This window comes from Serratia sarumanii (genome assembly GCF_029962605.1).
GTDB lineage: Bacteria > Pseudomonadota > Gammaproteobacteria > Enterobacterales > Enterobacteriaceae > Serratia > Serratia sarumanii.
On the sequence record NZ_CP124750.1, the window covers coordinates 4,300,949 to 4,317,713 of the forward strand.

General features: G+C 61.9%; 14 protein-coding genes. 7 read left to right on the plus strand and 7 right to left on the minus strand.

What is annotated here, in order from left to right; translation table 11 throughout:
- The first annotated feature begins 128 nt into the window (after nt 1-128).
- Nucleotides 129-791 (plus strand): DedA family protein, encoded by a 663-nt coding sequence (locus SSARUM_RS20370; protein ID WP_033636044.1) that lies wholly within the window; start codon nt 129-131, stop codon nt 789-791.
- A gap of 67 nt (nt 792-858) precedes the next feature.
- Here SSARUM_RS20370 and SSARUM_RS20375 read toward each other — a convergent pair whose 3' ends face one another.
- Nucleotides 859-1,746 carry an AraC family transcriptional regulator gene (locus tag SSARUM_RS20375; protein WP_194243347.1) on the minus strand — a complete coding sequence of 296 codons (888 nt, stop codon included), beginning with the start codon at nt 1,744-1,746 and terminating at the stop codon, nt 859-861.
- 226 nt (nt 1,747-1,972) lie between these two features.
- On the opposite strand from SSARUM_RS20375, the gene yqhD reads away from it, so the two are divergent.
- From yqhD to SSARUM_RS20390, 3 genes are all read left to right on the plus strand, one after another.
- A complete protein-coding gene (gene yqhD, locus SSARUM_RS20380; RefSeq protein WP_060388240.1) occupies nt 1,973-3,136 on the plus strand; it encodes an alcohol dehydrogenase in 1,164 nt (387 codons plus the stop codon).
- 287 nt (nt 3,137-3,423) lie between these two features.
- Nucleotides 3,424-4,248, plus strand: coding sequence for a 2,5-didehydrogluconate reductase DkgA (gene dkgA / locus SSARUM_RS20385; RefSeq protein ID WP_039569291.1), 825 nt, complete (start codon nt 3,424-3,426; stop codon nt 4,246-4,248).
- Between the two features lie 141 nt (nt 4,249-4,389).
- Complete coding sequence (locus tag SSARUM_RS20390; protein ID WP_033649078.1) at nt 4,390-4,995, plus strand: transglycosylase SLT domain-containing protein; 606 nt, start codon at nt 4,390-4,392, stop codon at nt 4,993-4,995.
- A 63-nt stretch (nt 4,996-5,058) separates the two neighbouring features.
- Here SSARUM_RS20390 and SSARUM_RS20395 read toward each other — a convergent pair whose 3' ends face one another.
- Both SSARUM_RS20395 and SSARUM_RS20400 read right to left on the minus strand, forming a co-directional pair.
- Nucleotides 5,059-7,227, minus strand: coding sequence for a YgiQ family radical SAM protein (locus SSARUM_RS20395; protein WP_033649077.1), 2,169 nt, complete (start codon nt 7,225-7,227; stop codon nt 5,059-5,061).
- 80 nt (nt 7,228-7,307) lie between these two features.
- Complete coding sequence (locus SSARUM_RS20400) at nt 7,308-8,042, minus strand: GntR family transcriptional regulator (protein WP_033649076.1); 735 nt, start codon at nt 8,040-8,042, stop codon at nt 7,308-7,310.
- A gap of 658 nt (nt 8,043-8,700) precedes the next feature.
- On the opposite strand from SSARUM_RS20400, the gene SSARUM_RS20405 reads away from it, so the two are divergent.
- Together SSARUM_RS20405 and SSARUM_RS20410 are read left to right on the plus strand one after the other, a co-directional pair.
- Nucleotides 8,701-10,098, plus strand: a complete 1,398-nt coding sequence (locus SSARUM_RS20405; protein WP_033649075.1) for a purine-cytosine permease family protein — start codon at nt 8,701-8,703, stop codon at nt 10,096-10,098.
- Nucleotides 10,095-11,027, plus strand: coding sequence for a PfkB family carbohydrate kinase (locus tag SSARUM_RS20410; RefSeq protein WP_033649074.1), 933 nt, complete (start codon nt 10,095-10,097; stop codon nt 11,025-11,027). Before SSARUM_RS20405 ends, SSARUM_RS20410 begins: the two co-directional genes overlap by 4 nt.
- Nucleotides 11,028-11,061: 34 nt before the next feature.
- Here SSARUM_RS20410 and SSARUM_RS20415 read toward each other — a convergent pair whose 3' ends face one another.
- Complete coding sequence (locus SSARUM_RS20415; RefSeq protein WP_033649108.1) at nt 11,062-12,312, minus strand: nucleoside permease; 1,251 nt, start codon at nt 12,310-12,312, stop codon at nt 11,062-11,064.
- 81 nt (nt 12,313-12,393) lie between these two features.
- Nucleotides 12,394-13,215: a xanthosine phosphorylase gene (gene xapA / locus SSARUM_RS20420; protein ID WP_039569302.1), complete on the minus strand. Its 822-nt coding sequence runs from the start codon at nt 13,213-13,215 to the stop codon at nt 12,394-12,396.
- 137 nt (nt 13,216-13,352) lie between these two features.
- On the opposite strand from xapA, the gene SSARUM_RS20425 reads away from it, so the two are divergent.
- The gene (locus SSARUM_RS20425) at nt 13,353-14,264 is read left to right on the plus strand and encodes a LysR family transcriptional regulator (RefSeq protein ID WP_033654828.1); all 912 of its coding nucleotides are present in this window, start codon (nt 13,353-13,355) and stop codon (nt 14,262-14,264) included.
- Between the two features lie 17 nt (nt 14,265-14,281).
- Here the strand turns inward: SSARUM_RS20425 and ftsP are convergent, their stop codons facing one another.
- A complete protein-coding gene (ftsP, locus tag SSARUM_RS20430) occupies nt 14,282-15,697 on the minus strand; it encodes a cell division protein FtsP (protein ID WP_039569305.1) in 1,416 nt (471 codons plus the stop codon).
- Between the two features lie 132 nt (nt 15,698-15,829).
- Complete coding sequence (locus SSARUM_RS20435) at nt 15,830-16,564, minus strand: 1-acylglycerol-3-phosphate O-acyltransferase (protein ID WP_033636057.1); 735 nt, start codon at nt 16,562-16,564, stop codon at nt 15,830-15,832.
- Between the last annotated feature and the right edge of the window lie 201 nt (nt 16,565-16,765).

Genomic DNA, 16,765 nt, shown 5'->3' on the forward strand with positions numbered 1-16,765 from the left:
TTCTTCGCCTTGTTTAATGTCGGCTTAAGCTATTAGCGGTACACTAATCGGGTAACTGTCAGATACGGTAACCGCCGCATCCTGGAGAACGTGACCCCGGGCGCAACCGGCATGCAACAGGACATAAAATGGATGTATTACGAGAGATTATTCATGCGCTTTGGCAGCAGGACTTTATCGCCCTCGCCGATCCAAGCGTAATTTGGGTGGTTTACGCCGTACTTTTCACCACCCTGTTTTTGGAAAACGGACTGCTGCCCGCCTCCTTCCTCCCCGGCGACAGCCTGCTGCTGCTGTCGGGCGCGCTGATCGCCAAAGGCGTGATGGGCTTTGCCCCCACCCTGCTGATTCTGACCGCCGCCGCCGGCCTCGGCTGCTGGCTGAGCTATATCCAGGGCCGCTGGCTGGGCCACACCGGCCTGGTGAAGAGCTGGCTGCTGCAGCTGCCGGCGCAGTACCACCAGCGCGCGCACAACCTGTTCAATCGCCACGGGCTGACGGCGCTGCTGATCGGCCGCTTCCTCGGCTTCGTGCGCACGCTGCTGCCGACCATGGCCGGCATTTCCGGGCTCAACAGCTCGCGCTTCCAGGTGTTCAACTGGCTGAGCGCGGCGATCTGGGTCTGTGCGCTGGTGGGCCTCGGCTACGCTTTCAGTCAAATCCCTCTGGTAAAACGCTACGAAAGCCAGGTGATGACCGGCCTGATGCTGCTGCCGCTGCTGCTGCTGTTCGTCGGCCTGCTGGGCGCCATGCTGGTGATCTGGCGCAAAAAGCGCGCTTCCTCTTCCTAAATCCGGCGCGCTACAGCGCCTTCTCGACCAGCGCCCCGCAAGATCGTCCTGCCCCCGTAAACGCGGCTCAGCCCTCCAGCAGCAGCGGGTTGGCCTCGCGCAGCCGGGCGACTTCATCGCTCGGCGTCATGCCGAACAGCCGCTTGAATTCACGGCTGAACTGCGACGCGCTCTCGTAGCCGACGCGGATCGCCGCGGTGCTGGCCTTCAGGCCGTCATGCACCATCAGCAGGCGCGCCTTATGCAGCCGGTACGACTTCACGTACTGCAGCGGCGAGGTGTTGGTCACCGCTTTGAAATTGTGGTGGAACGCCGAGACGCTCATGTTGACCTCGCCGGCCAACTGCTCGACGTTGAGGTTGTCGGCATACTGATGTTCGATGCGCCGCAGCGCCTTGGCGATCTGGCTGAAGTGGGTATGGCGATTGACCAACTCCTGCAGCGACGCGCCGCAGGTGCCGCGCAGCACGTAGTAAAGGATCTCGCGCACGATCTGCGGCCCCAGCACCCGGGCGTCGAGCGGCTTGGCCATCACGTCCAGCAGGCGTTCGGTGGCGCACAGCAGCGCTTCCGTCAGCTCGGCCAGGTTCACCCCGTTGCTCTCCGCCCGCGGTTGCATCAGGTAGTCGTCGTCGCCGATGTCGATCAGCAAATCCTGCAGCATTTGGGTATCGATATTGACCGCCAATCCAACCAGCGGCAGTTCCGGGCTGGCGAAGGTTTCGCATTCGAACGGCAGCGGCACCGTCATCAGCAGGTAGTTGCGCGGATCGTACTGGAACACCTTACTGCCGCAATAGCCGACCTTGTGCCCCTGAAAGATGATGACGATCCCCGGTTCGTACATCACCGGTTGGCGCGGGCAGTGGCGATCGACATACAGGATCTTCACCCGCGGCACCGGCGACGGCGTGTAGCCGTTGCCGGTGGCGATAGCCATCGCCTGGCGCGCCATGCGGCTGCGCTGCGCATCGATTTCAATCACGGAAACACCCTCTTACAGTCAGAACGATTCGGCATAAATCATAATTTAAAATTCGCTATTCCTACAGAGGATTGTAGAAATAGGCAAGAACCAAACAGGAATGTGCATTGTGCGTTGCCGCCAGGTTCCTGACAATACGGGCCAGAAACCTTTGCGCCACGTTGGCGCCCGCCTGACAGAAAGAGAGAAATCATCCATGCAAAACTTCATTCTGCATACCCCAACCAAAATCCTGTTCGGCAAGGACCAAATTGCCGAAGTGGCCGGCCAGATCCCGGCGGACGCACGCATTCTGATCACCTACGGTGGCGGCAGCGTGAAGAAAAACGGCGTGCTGGATCAGGTGTACAGCGCGCTGGCCGGCCGCGACGTGCGGGAGTTCTCCGGCATCGAGCCGAACCCGACCTACGAAACGCTGATGAAAGCGGTCGAAGTGGTGAAGGCGGAAAACATCGATTTCCTGCTGGCGGTCGGCGGCGGTTCGGTGGTTGACGGCACCAAGTTCATCGCCGCCGCCGCGCGTTACACCGCCGACGGCGACGCCTGGCATATCCTGCAGACCGTCGGCAGCCACATCGCCGACGCAGTGCCGATGGGCTGCGTGCTGACACTGCCGGCCACCGGTTCCGAATCCAACAGCGGCGCGGTGATCACCCGTAAAAGCAGCGGCGACAAGCAGCACTTCTTCTCGCCGCTGGTGCAGCCGCGCTTCGCCGTACTGGATCCGGTGGTGACCTATTCGCTGCCGCCGCGCCAAATCGCCAATGGCGTGGTCGACGCCTTCGTGCACACCCTGGAGCAGTATCTGACCTACCCGGTCGACGCCAAGGTGCAGGATCGCTTCGCCGAAGGCCTGCTGCTGACCCTGCTGGAAGACGGCCCGCGCGCGCTGGCCGAACCGGAAAACTATGCGGTGCGCGCCAACGTGATGTGGAGCGCCACCATGGCGCTGAACGGCCTGATCGGCGCCGGGGTGCCGCAGGACTGGGCAACCCACATGCTGGGCCACGAGCTGACCGCCATGCACGATCTCGACCACGCGCAAACGCTGGCCATCGTGCTGCCGGCGCTGCTGCACGAGAAGAAAGCGCAGAAGCGCGCAAAACTGCTGCAGTACGCTGACCGCGTTTGGGGCCTGCGCGAAGGCAGCGAAGACAGCCGCATCGACGGCGCCATCGCCGCCACTCGCGCCTTCTTCGAGCAGATGGGCGTACCGACCCGCATGGCGGATTACCAGCTCGACGGCAGCAGCATTCCGGCGCTGCTCGACAAGCTGCATCAGCACGGCATGACCGCCCTGGGCGAGCATCAGGACATCACCCTGGACGTCAGCCGCCGCATTTATGAAGCGGCGCGTTAATCGCAAAACGGCGATTTTTTGCTAGGCTTTAGTCTCCGTCAGCCATTTTTCGCCGCATCCGGCGCCCGGCCGATCACCGGGCGCCGTCAGGCGCCTCAGCGCGCCGCCGATCGTTTCGCACCACCCGTCTTACCGCTCATTCGCAGGGAGAGCGGCGAGAAAATCGCCCTCCCGCCACCGCTGAAATTAGGCTGGCAAACCCGGCAACCGCCCACTTTGCCAACTAGAATTTATCTATAGCCGTTTCGGTGCCGCAGGCGCCGCAATCCGTACACAAGGAGATGCGCATGACAACGCAACAACCCATCATCAAACTCCACGATGGTAATCTGATGCCGCAGTTGGGTCTCGGCGTTTGGCAGGCGAGTATTGAAGAGACCACCCGCGCGGTGAGCAAAGCGCTGGAGATCGGTTACCGCTCCATCGACACCGCCGCGATCTACAAGAACGAGGAAGGCGTCGGCGCCGCGCTGCAGTCCAGCTCGCTGCCGCGCAGCGAGCTGTTCATCACCACCAAGCTGTGGAACGACGATCAGGGCGATCCGCTGGCGGCGCTGGAAACCAGCCTGGAGAAGCTAAAACTGGACTATGTGGATCTGTACCTGATCCACTGGCCGCGCCCGCAGCAGGATCAATACATCTCCGCCTGGCGCGAACTGATCAACCTGCGCGAACAAGGCCTGGTGAAAAGCATCGGCGTATGCAACTTCCATACGCCGCACCTGCAGCGCCTGCTGGATGAAACCAACGTGGCGCCGGTCGTCAATCAGATAGAGCTGCATCCGCTGCTGCAACAGCGCCAGCTGCGTGCCTGGAACGCCACGCACCACATCGCCACCGAATCCTGGAGCCCGCTGGCGCAGGGCGGTGAAGGGGTGTTCGACCAGCCGCTGATCAAGGCGCTGGCCGAAAAATACGAGAAAACCCCGGCGCAGATCGTGGTGCGCTGGCACCTGGACAGCGGCCTTATCGTGATCCCGAAATCGGTCACGCCGTCGCGCATCCGCGAAAACTTCGAGGTGTTTGATTTCAAACTCGATAAGGACGAACTGGGCGAGATCGCCAAGCTGGACGTCGGTAACCGCCTTGGGCCGGATCCGGATACCCTGTAACCCCTCCCCAAGCCCTCTCCCGTCGGAGGGGGCTTTTCCTTCCCGCGCATTGCCCCCTTACGCCGCCTGACGTTATGATGACGAGCCGGAGGCTCCGCCCGCCGGTTAATACCGTTAAAAAACAGACAAGCACGGAGCACCATGAAATTCTCTTTCTCACACGGGTCACGGCTGGGCATGCTTTGCATCATGCTGGTGCTGGCGGGTTGCGCCGGCAAGAAACAGCGCGTCAGCTACGATCGCCACGCCTTCGATAGCGCCATTAAAGACGCCGCCAGCGAATACGGCGTAGACGCCAAGCTGATCACCGCCATGATCCAGGTGGAGTCCGGTTTCAACCCCGCCGCAGTGAGCAGATCCAATGCGATCGGCCTGATGCAGCTGAAAGCCGATACCGCCGGCTGCGACGCCTATCGCTACAAAGGCAAACGCGGTTGCCCGGACGATGACGATCTGCTGGATCCCGACACCAATATCGATCTCGGCGCCGCCTATCTGGCCACCTTGCAAAAACAACAGCTTAAAGGGATCGCCAATCCAGTTACGCTGCGCTACGCCACCATCATCGCCTACGTCAACGGCACCGGCGCGCTGCTGCGCACCTTCTCCAGCAACCGTCAGCAGGCCATCGCGATGATCAACAACCTGTCGCCGGAAGCCTTTAACTGGCACGTGCGCAAATACCACCCTGCTCCACAGGCGCCGCGCCATTTGATGAAAGTGGAAGCCGCCTACGATCGGCTGTGATGAGTAAAAGTAAAGAGGAGAACCCGAGGGTTCTCCTTTTTGTTTGCGCCCGCGGCGTGGCCGTTACGGCTTGGCTTTGCGAATCGGTTTGCGCGGCGGCCGGTTGGACGGCGTGCGCTGCCGATTGATATCGGTATGTTTGGTCAGCGCCGGCCGGGTATGGCGCTGCAGGCGTTTCGCTTCGCGCTGCTCGTCGATGCTCGGCGCCGGCACCAGACACTCGCGGCGGCTGCCGATCAGGTGCTTCAGCCCCATCTCTTCCAGCGCGGCGCGGATCAGCGCCCAGTTGGCCGGATCGTGGTAACGCAGCAGCGCCTTGTGCAGGCGGCGCTGGCGATCGCCGCGCGGCACCACCACGTCTTCGCTCTTGTACCCCACCTTGCTCAGCGGGTTTTTGCCGCTGTAATACATGGTGGTGGAGTTGGCCATCGGCGAAGGATAGAAGTTCTGCACCTGATCGAGGCGGAAACGGTTCTTCTTCAGCCACAGCGCCAGGTTCACCATGTCTTCATCGCGGGTGCCCGGGTGCGACGAGATGAAGTACGGGATCAGGTACTGCTCTTTGCCCGCCTGCTTCGAATAGTGATCAAACAGCTGCTTGAAGCGATCGTAGCTGCCCATGCCCGGCTTCATCATCTTCGACAGCGGCCCTTCTTCGGTGTGCTCCGGCGCGATCTTCAGGTAGCCGCCGACGTGGTGGGTCGCCAGTTCCTTGATATAACGCGGATCTTCCACCGCCAGATCGTAACGAACCCCGGAAGCGATCAGGATCTTCTTAATGCCCTCCAGCGAACGCGCGCGGCGATACAGCTTGATGGTCGGCTCGTGGTTGGTGTCCATATAGGTGCAGATCTCCGGATACACGCACGAGGCGCGGCGGCAGGTCTGCTCGGCGCGCGGGTTGGTGCAGCGCAGCATATACATGTTGGCGGTCGGGCCGCCGAGATCGGAGATCACGCCGGTGAAGCCCGGCACCTTGTCGCGGATCTCTTCGATTTCGCGAACGATCGAATCTTCCGAACGGCTCTGGATGATGCGCCCTTCATGCTCGGTGATCGAACAGAACGAGCAGCCGCCGTAGCAGCCGCGCATGATATTCACCGAGAAACGGATCATGTCATAGGCCGGAATGCGATCCTGGCCGTAGGACGGGTGCGGCACGCGCTGATAAGGCAGCGCGAAGACGCTGTCCATCTCCGGCGTGGTCAGCGGGATCGCCGGCGGGTTGATCCACACGTAGCGGTCGCCGTGTTTCTGCATCAGCGCACGGGCGCAGCCCGGGTTGGTTTCATGGTGCAGAATGCGCGAGGTGTGCGCATACAGCACCTTGTCGCCCTTCACTTTCTCGAAGGACGGCAGCAGCACATAGGTCTTCTCCCACGGCTTCGGCTTGGCGGCGCGCACGGTGACAGGCTTGGCTTCCGGCTCTTTCGGCTTGGCGCCGTCGGCGCACGGCAGATCGTCGCCGTACGGGTTCGGGATAGGTTCGATGCGGCCCGGCTTGTCGAGGCGGGTGGAATCCACGCCGCTCCAGCCCGGCAGCGCTTCTTTGCGCATTACGGCGGTATTGCGAATATCGTGGATGTCGCCAATCTTCTCACCGGCGGCCAGGCGATGCGCCACTTCCACCAGCGGGCGTTCACCGTTGCCGTAGATCAGCATGTCGGCCTTGGAATCCACCAGCACCGAGCGGCGCACGGTATCCGACCAGTAATCGTAGTGGGCGATGCGGCGCAGGCTGGCTTCGATGCCACCCAGCACGATCGGCACGTCTTTGTAGGCTTCTTTACAGCGCTGGCTGTAGACCAGGGTGGCGCGATCCGGGCGCTTGCCGCCGACGTTGCCGGCGGTGTAGGCATCGTCGTGGCGCAGTTTGCGATCGGCGGTATAACGGTTGATCATCGAGTCCATGTTGCCGGCGGTGATGCCGAAGAACAGGTTCGGTTTCCCCAATCGCATGAAGTCTTCTTTGTTGCTCCAGTCCGGCTGCGCGATGATGCCGACGCGGAAGCCCTGCGCTTCCAGCATGCGGCCGATGATCGCCATGCCGAAGCTCGGGTGATCGACATAGGCGTCGCCGCTGATGATGATCACATCGCAGCTGTCCCAGCCCAGTTGATCCATCTCTGCTCGCGACATCGGTAAAAACGGCGCGGTGCCAAAACATTCCGCCCAATAAGGCTTATAGGAAAACAGTTCACGATCGGGTTGGATCAGGCTGGTGGTGCTCATTCTGCTGCTCTTTTTACAGGTTAATTAATCGCCGGGCGGCGATTATACGCACTAGCTGCAAAAAGAGCATGGTTATTTCGCTAACCGTTCACTTCGAATTCATAAACGTCGCTGCGGCACAAGATATCGCTGAACTCCAGCGCCTCACCCTGGGCATTGCGGCTGGTCTGGGTGATGTGCAACAACGGCGCGCCGCACGGCACGTTGAGCAGCTCGGCAACCTCGTCGCTGCAGGATACCGCCTTCAGCAGAAAGTGTTTATCTTCAGGCACGATGCCGCGCGATTGCCATAACGCATACAGCGAATGTTCCAGCTGCCCCGGTTCGGGCAGGAAGCGCGGCGGAATATAGGTGGTTTCCAGCGAGACCGGGCTGCCGTTCAGCAAGCGCAAACGCCGCAGTTTGACCACCTCATCCCCTTCCGCCAGCCCCAGCGCCGCTGCGGCCTTGGCCGGCGCGCCGACCCGGGTGCGCAGCAGCCATCGATTGCTGACGCTGCTGCCGTGGCGCAGCGCCTGAGCGGTGAAACCGCTGTCCTTATCGAGGGAATAGCCAATGTGCATCGCCACGCGGGTGCCAACGCCCTGCTGTCGCAAAATCAGCCCCTTCTCCTCCAGCAGTTTCATCGCCTTGCTGACGGTGACGCGCGACAGCGCCAGGCCTTCCGCCATCTGCCGTTCGGGCGGCAAAAACGCCTCTGCTGCCAGCACCTGCTGCCTGATCGCGGTTTCTATCGCCGATGCCAACTGAATATAACGCGGCGCTACCGCCCCCTGCGCCAGATGGCCACGCAGCCAGGCCATAAAATCCGTCATTCGCCCGCCCTCTTACCTATGCCATTTGTCTGGATTTCGTTTTTTATCCTATCGCCGATCCGGCGATAAGCCCCTCACCTTAACTAAAATATCGCTAATGTTTTCAGAGTGGCATCACAATTTTTGCCTAATGGACTTTCATTGGATCTAGATCGCGCGTAATCTGTGCTTATTGATGTTGATACATCAATCGCACCAACACCAGGGACCCACTTTAAAAACAATAAAAAACCCGCTGCCGGCCCTAAAGGATACCCTTGATGGCCGGTAGCGGGGATATACTGTCAGCACAAACGGCCGAGAATAAGCAACGTAGCTAATGGATAGCTTGCTCACTGCTCATAGCCACATCACAGGATCCCCTCGCGGTGGGCGCAACGGATCGATGTCGGCAAATAGAAACGTTCCCGCTTCGCCAAACCCCGCTGCAGACCCACTCTTTGACTACACTCATTGGCGCCGTGCGGCCGACGTGCCTCACCCGATAAGGCGGATACCGCCCTCACTTTGACAGACCCGGCGGTCTCAGCCGCTACACACTGCGCGGAATCGGCGTCTTCACCGACAACGGAATAGCCGGCGTCAACCGCGCCAACGGAATCGATTTTCAGTCAACTGCGGCGGCCCTCGCGGCCCTGCGCTACAGGGATCATTTGCTATGACCGATATCAATCGCAATGAAGCATGGAAGGTAGAAAGCACCGGTATCGATCGGGTGCCGGACGCGGAACAGACCGGCAAGCCCATCGAGCTGTTTTGGATCTGGTCGGCGGCCAATATCGGCATTCTCGGCGTGGTGTACGGCGCCATTATCGTCGGCTTCGGCTTATCCTTCCTGCAATCGGTACTCGCCGCGCTGGTCGGCGTCGCCAGCTTCGTGCTGGTCGGTCTCACCAGCTTCGCCGGCAAGCGCGGGCGCACCTCTACGCTGACGCTCTCGCGGGTGATTTTCGGCCTGAAGGGCAACGTGGCGCCCACCCTGTTCAGTTGGATCAACCTGATGGGCTGGGAAGCGGTCAACGTGATCACCGGCACCCTGACGCTGGCGGCGCTGTTCGAGGCCTTCGGGTTGGGTAGCAGCCACCTGCTGACCGCGCTCAGCCTGCTGCTGTTCGGCGGGCTCACTGTCATCGTCAGCCTGCTGGGGCAAAATACCGTGGTCTGGATGCAAAGCTGGTTCAGCCGCATCTTCGGCACCATGACGCTGATCGTGGTGCTCTATATCCTGTTCAACACCGAGTGGAGCCAGGTGCTGGCGCTGCCTTCCGGCAGCTGGTTGACCGGCTTCCTGCCGGCGGTATCGGTGATTGCCGCCGGTACCGGCATCAGTTGGGCGATCGCCGGCGCCGATTACAGCCGCTATCAAAGCCCGAGCTCGTCGAGCAAAAGCATTTTCGCCGCGGTAATGGGCGGCGCCTGTTTGCCGCTGATGCTGCTGATGCTGGCCGGCATCCTGCTTTCCGTGCAGCTGCCCGATCTGGCCAGCGCCGCCAACCCCATCGCACTGATAGGCTCGGTGCTGCCCGCCTGGATGGCCATTCCTTATCTGCTGGCCGCCACCGCCGGCATCGTCACCATCGCGGTGCTCAGCCTGTATTCCGCCAGCCTTAACCTGCTGACTATCGGCGTGCAGGTCAAGCAGTGGCTGGCGGTGTCGATCGACGCGGTGGTGGTGTTGGGCATCGCCCTGTATGTGCTGTTCATCTCCGGTGATTTCATGGGGCCGTTCATCTCCTTCCTGGTGTTCTGCGGCGTCTTCCTGGCGGCCTGGGAGGCGATTTTCCTGCTCGATTACCTGTGCCTGCGCCGCCGCCACGGGTATGATGGCAACGCTTTGTACGGCCTGCATGGCCAGAACCGCGGCGTGCGCAAAGCCCCGCTGTTCTGCTGGTTCCTCGGCGCCCTGTGCGGCCTGCTGGTCACCAAAACCGGTTTTATCGACGGCCCGCTGGCCAAAGGCCTGTTCGCCGATTCCAGCCTGGGGCTGTTTGTGTCGTTCGCGGTGAGTCTGATCGCTTACGGTCTGTACCTGACCCAACGCAGAGAACATCAATGAGTGAGTGGGAAGCTGTAACACCTGTCCTGGTGATTGGGGGCGCGGTCGGCGATCTGGTGATGACGCTGCCGCGCCTGCCGACCAGCGGCGAAGATATCGAAGCCCAGCCGCAGGCGCGGCAAATCGGCGGCTGCGCGTTCAACGTGGCGCGCGCGCTGGTGCGCCTGGAAACGCCGGTGATTAACGGCATGCCGGTTGGCAACGGCGAATGGGGCGCGGCTGCCGAAGCCGCCATGGGCGAGCTGGGGCTGGAGGTGCTGCTGCGCCACGGCCAGATGGACAACGGCTGGTGCCTGGCGCTGGTGGAGCCAAACGGTGAACGCACCTTCATCACGGTTTCCGGCTGCGAAAGCCAATGGAATAAAGCGCAGCTGGCGACGCTGCCGCTGACGGAGCACACCCTGATCTACGCCAGCGGCTACGAGCTGGCGGGCGAAAGCGGCGAGGCGCTGCGCGAGTGGCTGACGCGCATGCCGTTCGACCAACCGCGCCTGATCGATCCCGGCCCGCGCATCGCTCAGCTCAGCGAAGATTTCTTCGCCATGCTCAGCGACAGCCACACCCTATTGACGCTCAACCGCGACGAAGTGGCCGCGCTGTGCGGCGGCGGCGACGCCGTGGAGGGCGCGCAGCGCTATGCCGCCGCTCGTAACCTGACGCTGGTTTGCCGCCTGGATCGCGACGGCGCGTGGATCTGCGACGGCCGCACGCCGCCGCTGCACGTGCCCGCCTATCCGGTAGACGTCGTCGACACCATCGGCGCGGGCGATGCCCACTGCGCCGGTTTGCTGGCGGGCCTGTCCGCCGGCTGGCCGCTGCCGCAGGCGGTCGATCTGGCCAACCGGGTCGCCGCTTGCGTGGTGGCCAGCCTCGGCGCCGCCAATCCGCCGGACCGGCAGCAGTTGCAACAGCGCTTCCCGCAGGCCTGACGTTTCATGGCGCCGTCACGCGGCGCCTTCTGCCTTACTGCGCCGCCGCCGCGCTCTCCTGCGGCGGGTGGCGATAGTTGAAGCTCAACGCGAACACGATCCCCAACACCAGCGTATACAGCGCAAACACCAGCCAGATGCTCTGCCAGTCTTTCACGCCGTCATGGCTGAAGAAGTCCACCACCTCGCCGCTGGCAAGCGCCCCCAGATAGGCGCCCAAACCGTTCACCATGGTCATGAACAGCCCCTGCGCGCTGGCGCGGATGCGGCGATCGGCCTCTTTCTCGACGAAGATGGCGCCGGAGATATTGAAGAAGTCGAACGCACAGCCGTAGACGATCATCGACAGCAGCAGCAGAACGAAACCAAAGCCGACCGGCGTGCCATAGGCCAGGAACAGGAAGCGCAGCGTCCAGGCCGCCATGCTGATCAGCATCACCTGCTTGATGCCGTAACGGCGCAGGAAGAAGGGAATGGTGAGGATAAAGAATACTTCGGAGATCTGCGACAGCGACAGCAGCACCGCCGGATACCGGACGCTGAGGCTGTCCTGATACAGCGGGTTGAGCGACAGATCGTGCAGGAACGGGTTGCCGAAGGTATTGGTTATCTGCAGCGCCGCGCCAAGCAACATGGCGAACAGGAAAAACAGCGCCATGCGCCGCTGGCGGAACAGCACCAGCGCATCCAGCCCCAGCACGCTCACCCAGCTCTTCGACTCGGCCGCGCGGTTGGTCGGGCAGCGCGGCAGCGTCAGTGAATAAGCGGACAGCAGCAGCGACGCCGCAGAAGCCAGATACAGCTGCAGATTGCTGAGCTCGATTCGGCTGAAGCCGACCAGCCACATCGCCAGAATGAACCCCACCGTGCCGTACACCCGCACCGGCGGAAAGTCCTTCACCGTGTCAAAGCCGTGCTTTTCGAGACAAAAATAGGAAATGGCGTTAGAGAGCGCGATGGTCGGCATATAGACCATGGCGTTGAACAGCATCACCCAGAACATCAGCATCGGTTGCTCGACCTGCGCCGCGCAGTACAGCGCCAGCGCCCCGAGCAGGTGACAAAGCGCATACAGGTAGTTGGCCTTCATCCACCGATCGGCGATGATGCCCGCCAGCCCCGGCATGATCAGCGCGGCGATGCCTTTGGCGCTGTAAACCATCCCCACCTGCATGCCGCTGAAATGCAGCGTGTTGATCATGTAGGAGCCCAGCGTCACCAACCAGGCACCCCAGATAAAGAACTGCAGGAAAATCATGACCTTCAATCGTGCTTTTATCGCCATCGCCATCACCTTGTTATTATGCTTTCAACGATGATTGGTGCGGCGGGCCCCCTGCAGCCCGCCGCCGGTTTGCCTGCGGTGTTACAGCGTTTTGAACAGCTCGCGGATCAGGCGCATGAAATCGTCCGCCGCCAGCGCCGCGCAGCTGAGCGTTTGTTCATGAGAGAGTGGCGTATCCGACAGCCCTTCGGCGTAGTTGGTCATCGCGGACACCACCAGCACCTTGAGGCCGCAGTGGCGCGCCGTCAGGACTTCCGGCACGATCGACATGCCCACCACGTCGCAGCCCAGGGTCTGCATCATGCGGATCTCCGCCGGCGTTTCGAAATTCGGCCCGGTGTAGGCGGCGAACACCCCTTCCGCCAGCGGAATGCCCGCACTTTCGGCCACCGCCGCCAGCCGGGCGCGCAGATCGCGATCGTAGGCGTTCGCCAGGCTGAAGAAGCGCGGCCCGAAGCGCTCGTCGTTGGCGCCGACCAGCGGCGATTCCGGCATGAAGTTGATGTGATCGGTGATGGCCACCAGGCTGCCCGGCGCCACCGAGCGGCGCAGCGAACCGGCGGCGTTGGTCGCCAGCAGGAATTCGCAGCCCAGCAGTTTGAAGGTGCGCACCGCGGTGGTCATCACCTGCATGCCGCGCCCTTCATAGAAATGACCGCGCCCTTTCATGCACAATACCGGCACGCCTTCCAGCTTGCCGGCGACCAGCTGCCCGGCATGGCCGGCGACGCCGCTCACCGGGAAGCCCGGCAGCTCCCCGTAGTCGATGGTGACGGTTTCGGTCATCACCTCCGCCAGGGCGCCGAGTCCGGAGCCGAGAATCAAGGCCGCTTTCGGCTGGAAACCCGGCAGGCGTGCGCGGACGACATCGGCGCAGGTAAAAGCATCTTCTTGATTAAACATCGTATTCTCTCTTTCAGCGGGGGATAATAATCCCCATAGTAGAGAGCGAGGCGCGGCCGAGACCAATACATTCTTGGCGGCCGATTTATTCCATTTACCTATAAGTTGAGCTGCGTCACAAGGAGGCGATACCCCGGATGAATCAGCCCCATGCCCTGCCCGATCCCGGCCGGATTAACTTCCGCCTGCTACACTATTTCCGCGTGGTGGCGGAAGAGATGAACTTCACCCAGGCGGCGCGGCGGCTGAATATGTCACAGCCGCCGCTCAGCAAGCACATCAAGGAGCTGGAAAGCCAGCTCGGCGTGGTGCTGTTCAAACGCACCACCCGCTCCATGACGCTGACGCCGGCCGGCCGCACGCTGCTGCGCAACGTCGAGCGGCTGCTGGATCAGGCCGACAGCGCGCTGCATCAGGTGCAACAGATGGGGCGCGGCGAAGGCGGCCACATGGTGGTCGGCATGGTCGGTACCTCGGCCTGGGGCGGGCTGATCGCGGCGCTGCGGCGGTTCAGCGAGCAAAACGCCGGCGTCACCTGGTCGTTGAACGAGCTGACGCCCAGCCAGCAAATCGCCGCGCTGCAAAAGCGGCATATCGATATCGGGGTCTGGCGAGAGGCGCAGCAACAGACGCTGCCGGGGTTGACCTGCCAACGCTTGGCGAGCGAGAGCATCGCCGTGGTGCTGCCGCTCGATCATCCGCTGGCGCAGCAGGAAAGCATCCCGCTGGCGGCGCTGCAGAACGACAGTTTCATCGTGCTGCCGCCGCACGAGGCCAGCCTGGGGCTGTATCTGCACAATCTGTGCCTGCAGCAGGGATTTTTGCCGGACGTCGCTTATCAGGTCAACGAACCGCAAACCCTGCTGGCGCTGGTGGCGGAGGGCTGCGGCATTACGCTGCTGCCGGACAGCTACGGCCGCATCCCGTGGCCCGGCGTCCGCTTTTGCTCGCTGCAGCAGGCGCCGCCGGCGGATCTGTACGCGGTTTACCGCGCCGACAGCGTCACGCCGGTCGTAGAGGCCTTTCTGGAGATGCTGCGGGCGCCGTAAGCGGCCCGCAGCGCAGATTACATCGTCGGCTGCACCATCAGCTGGCCGGCGGTGCCGCGATCGGCCATCTCCAACGTCTGGCTGTAATACAGGAACGGGAAGTGTTCGGAGGTAGGTTGGTTGAAATACACCAGCAGCTCGACGTCGCCATCGACCCAGACGGTGTCCTTCCAGCCGCGATCTTCCGCCATCGGCTGCGCGCCGTTGACGCGTTTGATCAGGAACTGCACGCCCTGAATATGGAACGACTGCGGCGTATCCGCATGAATGTTCCAGCGTTCCCAGGTGCCTTGCTGCGCCTGCACGTCGATGCGGTTCATGTCCCAAATCGCGCCGTTGATGCCGACGCCGCCGTCGCCCAGGCGGAAATCGCGGGTGCGGCTGGCGCTGCCGTCCAACAGCTGATCCGCCAGCAGGCGCATCGGCAGGTTGTCGGTCACCAGCGGCAGCAGGCCGGTCGGGCGCAGCGTCAGCACCTGGGTGGACACCAGAATGCTCGACGGCTCGAACAGGCCGCGCAGGCGATCCATGATGCCCGCCGCTTCACCGGCGGTGATGGTCACCTCCTCGCCCTTCGACATGTCGATCAGCACTTCCCGGCGTTCGCCCGGCGCCAGCGACAGCTGCTGCACCGCGACCGGCGCGGGCAGGAAGCCCTGATCGCTGGCGATCACGTTGAACGGCCGCCCGTCGCTGAGCTGCAGGGTATAGCGGCGCGCGTTGGAGGCGTTGAGCAGGCGCAAACGCACCCAGCCGCGCGACACCTCGACATACGGATTTTGCACGCCGTTGACCAACAGCGTATCGCCGACGAAACCGCCCTGCGACGGCGCATCGTATTGCGGCGTGCCGAAGTTATCGAAGCGCTTGTCCTGAATGATCAGTGGGAAATCGTCGACGCCGTAGTGGTTGGGCAGCGGCAGCGCTTTGCTGACGGCATCCTCCACCAGCCACAGCCCGGCCAGCCCGTTGTAAACGTGCGGCGCCATGCGGTTCGGCGTATTGGCGTGGTACCAACAGGTGGCCGCCGCCTGGCGAATAGGCAGCACCGGCGACCAGTCGACGTTGGGCGACATCATGCGCGGCGCGCCGCCCATCAGCGTGCCCGGCACCTGCAGACCGCTGACGGTCATCGCCACCGGCTCCTGCAGGCGGTTGCTGTAGATCAGTTTGACGTCGTCACCGCTGTAAACCCGCACCGTCGGCCCCAAATACATGCCGTTGATGCCCCACACCGCCGCCTTGCGGTTATCCATAAACGCCCAGTGGGCGCGCTGCAGGGTCAGGAACAGCGGCTGACCGCGGCGAGACTCCAGCAGCGGGGGGATGGGTAATGGGGTCTGCGTTCCGCTCGCCTCTGCCCTCAGCGGCACGGCGCTCGCGCACAGCGCCAGGCCCGATGCCTGTATAAACTGACGTCGACTGAGTGACATATTTTCTCCATGAAAAGCAATAACTAAACCGTGTGCAAAACCCAAACGCCCGCCAATCAAGATTAGCAGGCGCTCAGGCGTTAACGGCGCTGAACGCCAATTAAAAACGTATTCTTTGAAGCCGGTAGACTCTTATTTTTTGGCGGCGTTGCGCTGGGCGACTTCGGCGTCCAATTGGGCGATTTTCGCCTCCATCAGCTCGCGGCAATGCGCCGCCAGCTCGCGCACGTTTTCTTTGCCGTATTTGCTGGTATCCACCGGCGCCAACATCTCGACGATCACGTGACCGTTATTCCAGCGATTAAGATTTATATTACCGCTGGTGGTCGATACGCAGATCGGCACAATCGGCACGCCGGCGGCGATGGCCGCGTGGAACGCGCCGGTTTTAAACGGCATCAGCCCGCGACCGCGGCTGCGGGTCCCTTCCGGGAACATCCAGATCGAAATGTCTTTCTTTTTGAACTGCTCCGCCACCTGGGCGATGGTGCCGTGCGCCTTAGCGCGATTATCACGATCTATCAGCAGATTACCGGTCAGCCAATACAGCGGGCCGAAAAACGGGATCCACACCAGACTTTTTTTACCGACGGTCACGGTGCGCGGCTGCACGATATTGGCGGCCGTCACCATGTCGTAGTTATTTTGGTGGTTGGCGATATAGATGCAGTTGCCGTTGTTGGCCGCATCGGCCGGCACGCGGGTTTCAACCTTGATGCCGAACAGCGTCGACAGGCGGCCGAAAAGGTGGCCGAAGGTCGCCACGTGGCGGGGATTGCGCGGGCTGAACAAGCAATAAACAGAACCGAAAATACACACCAGAATACAGAAAAGAGTGGCGAGAACGGCACGCAAAATCAATAACATAACAACCTCATTAGCACACTGCCAACGCAGTTTACTTCGCTGCGCAGATTCCTTTACTCATTATTTGCCGGCCAGGCGATAAGCACGCCGATGTCGCCTGCCTTTCTCGCTATTTTCCCGCCAGCCGGCAATACGCACAATAATTTTATGCGCAGAAATGTTAACTATTTGGAAAATAAACGCCAGTAAAAATAAATAAGG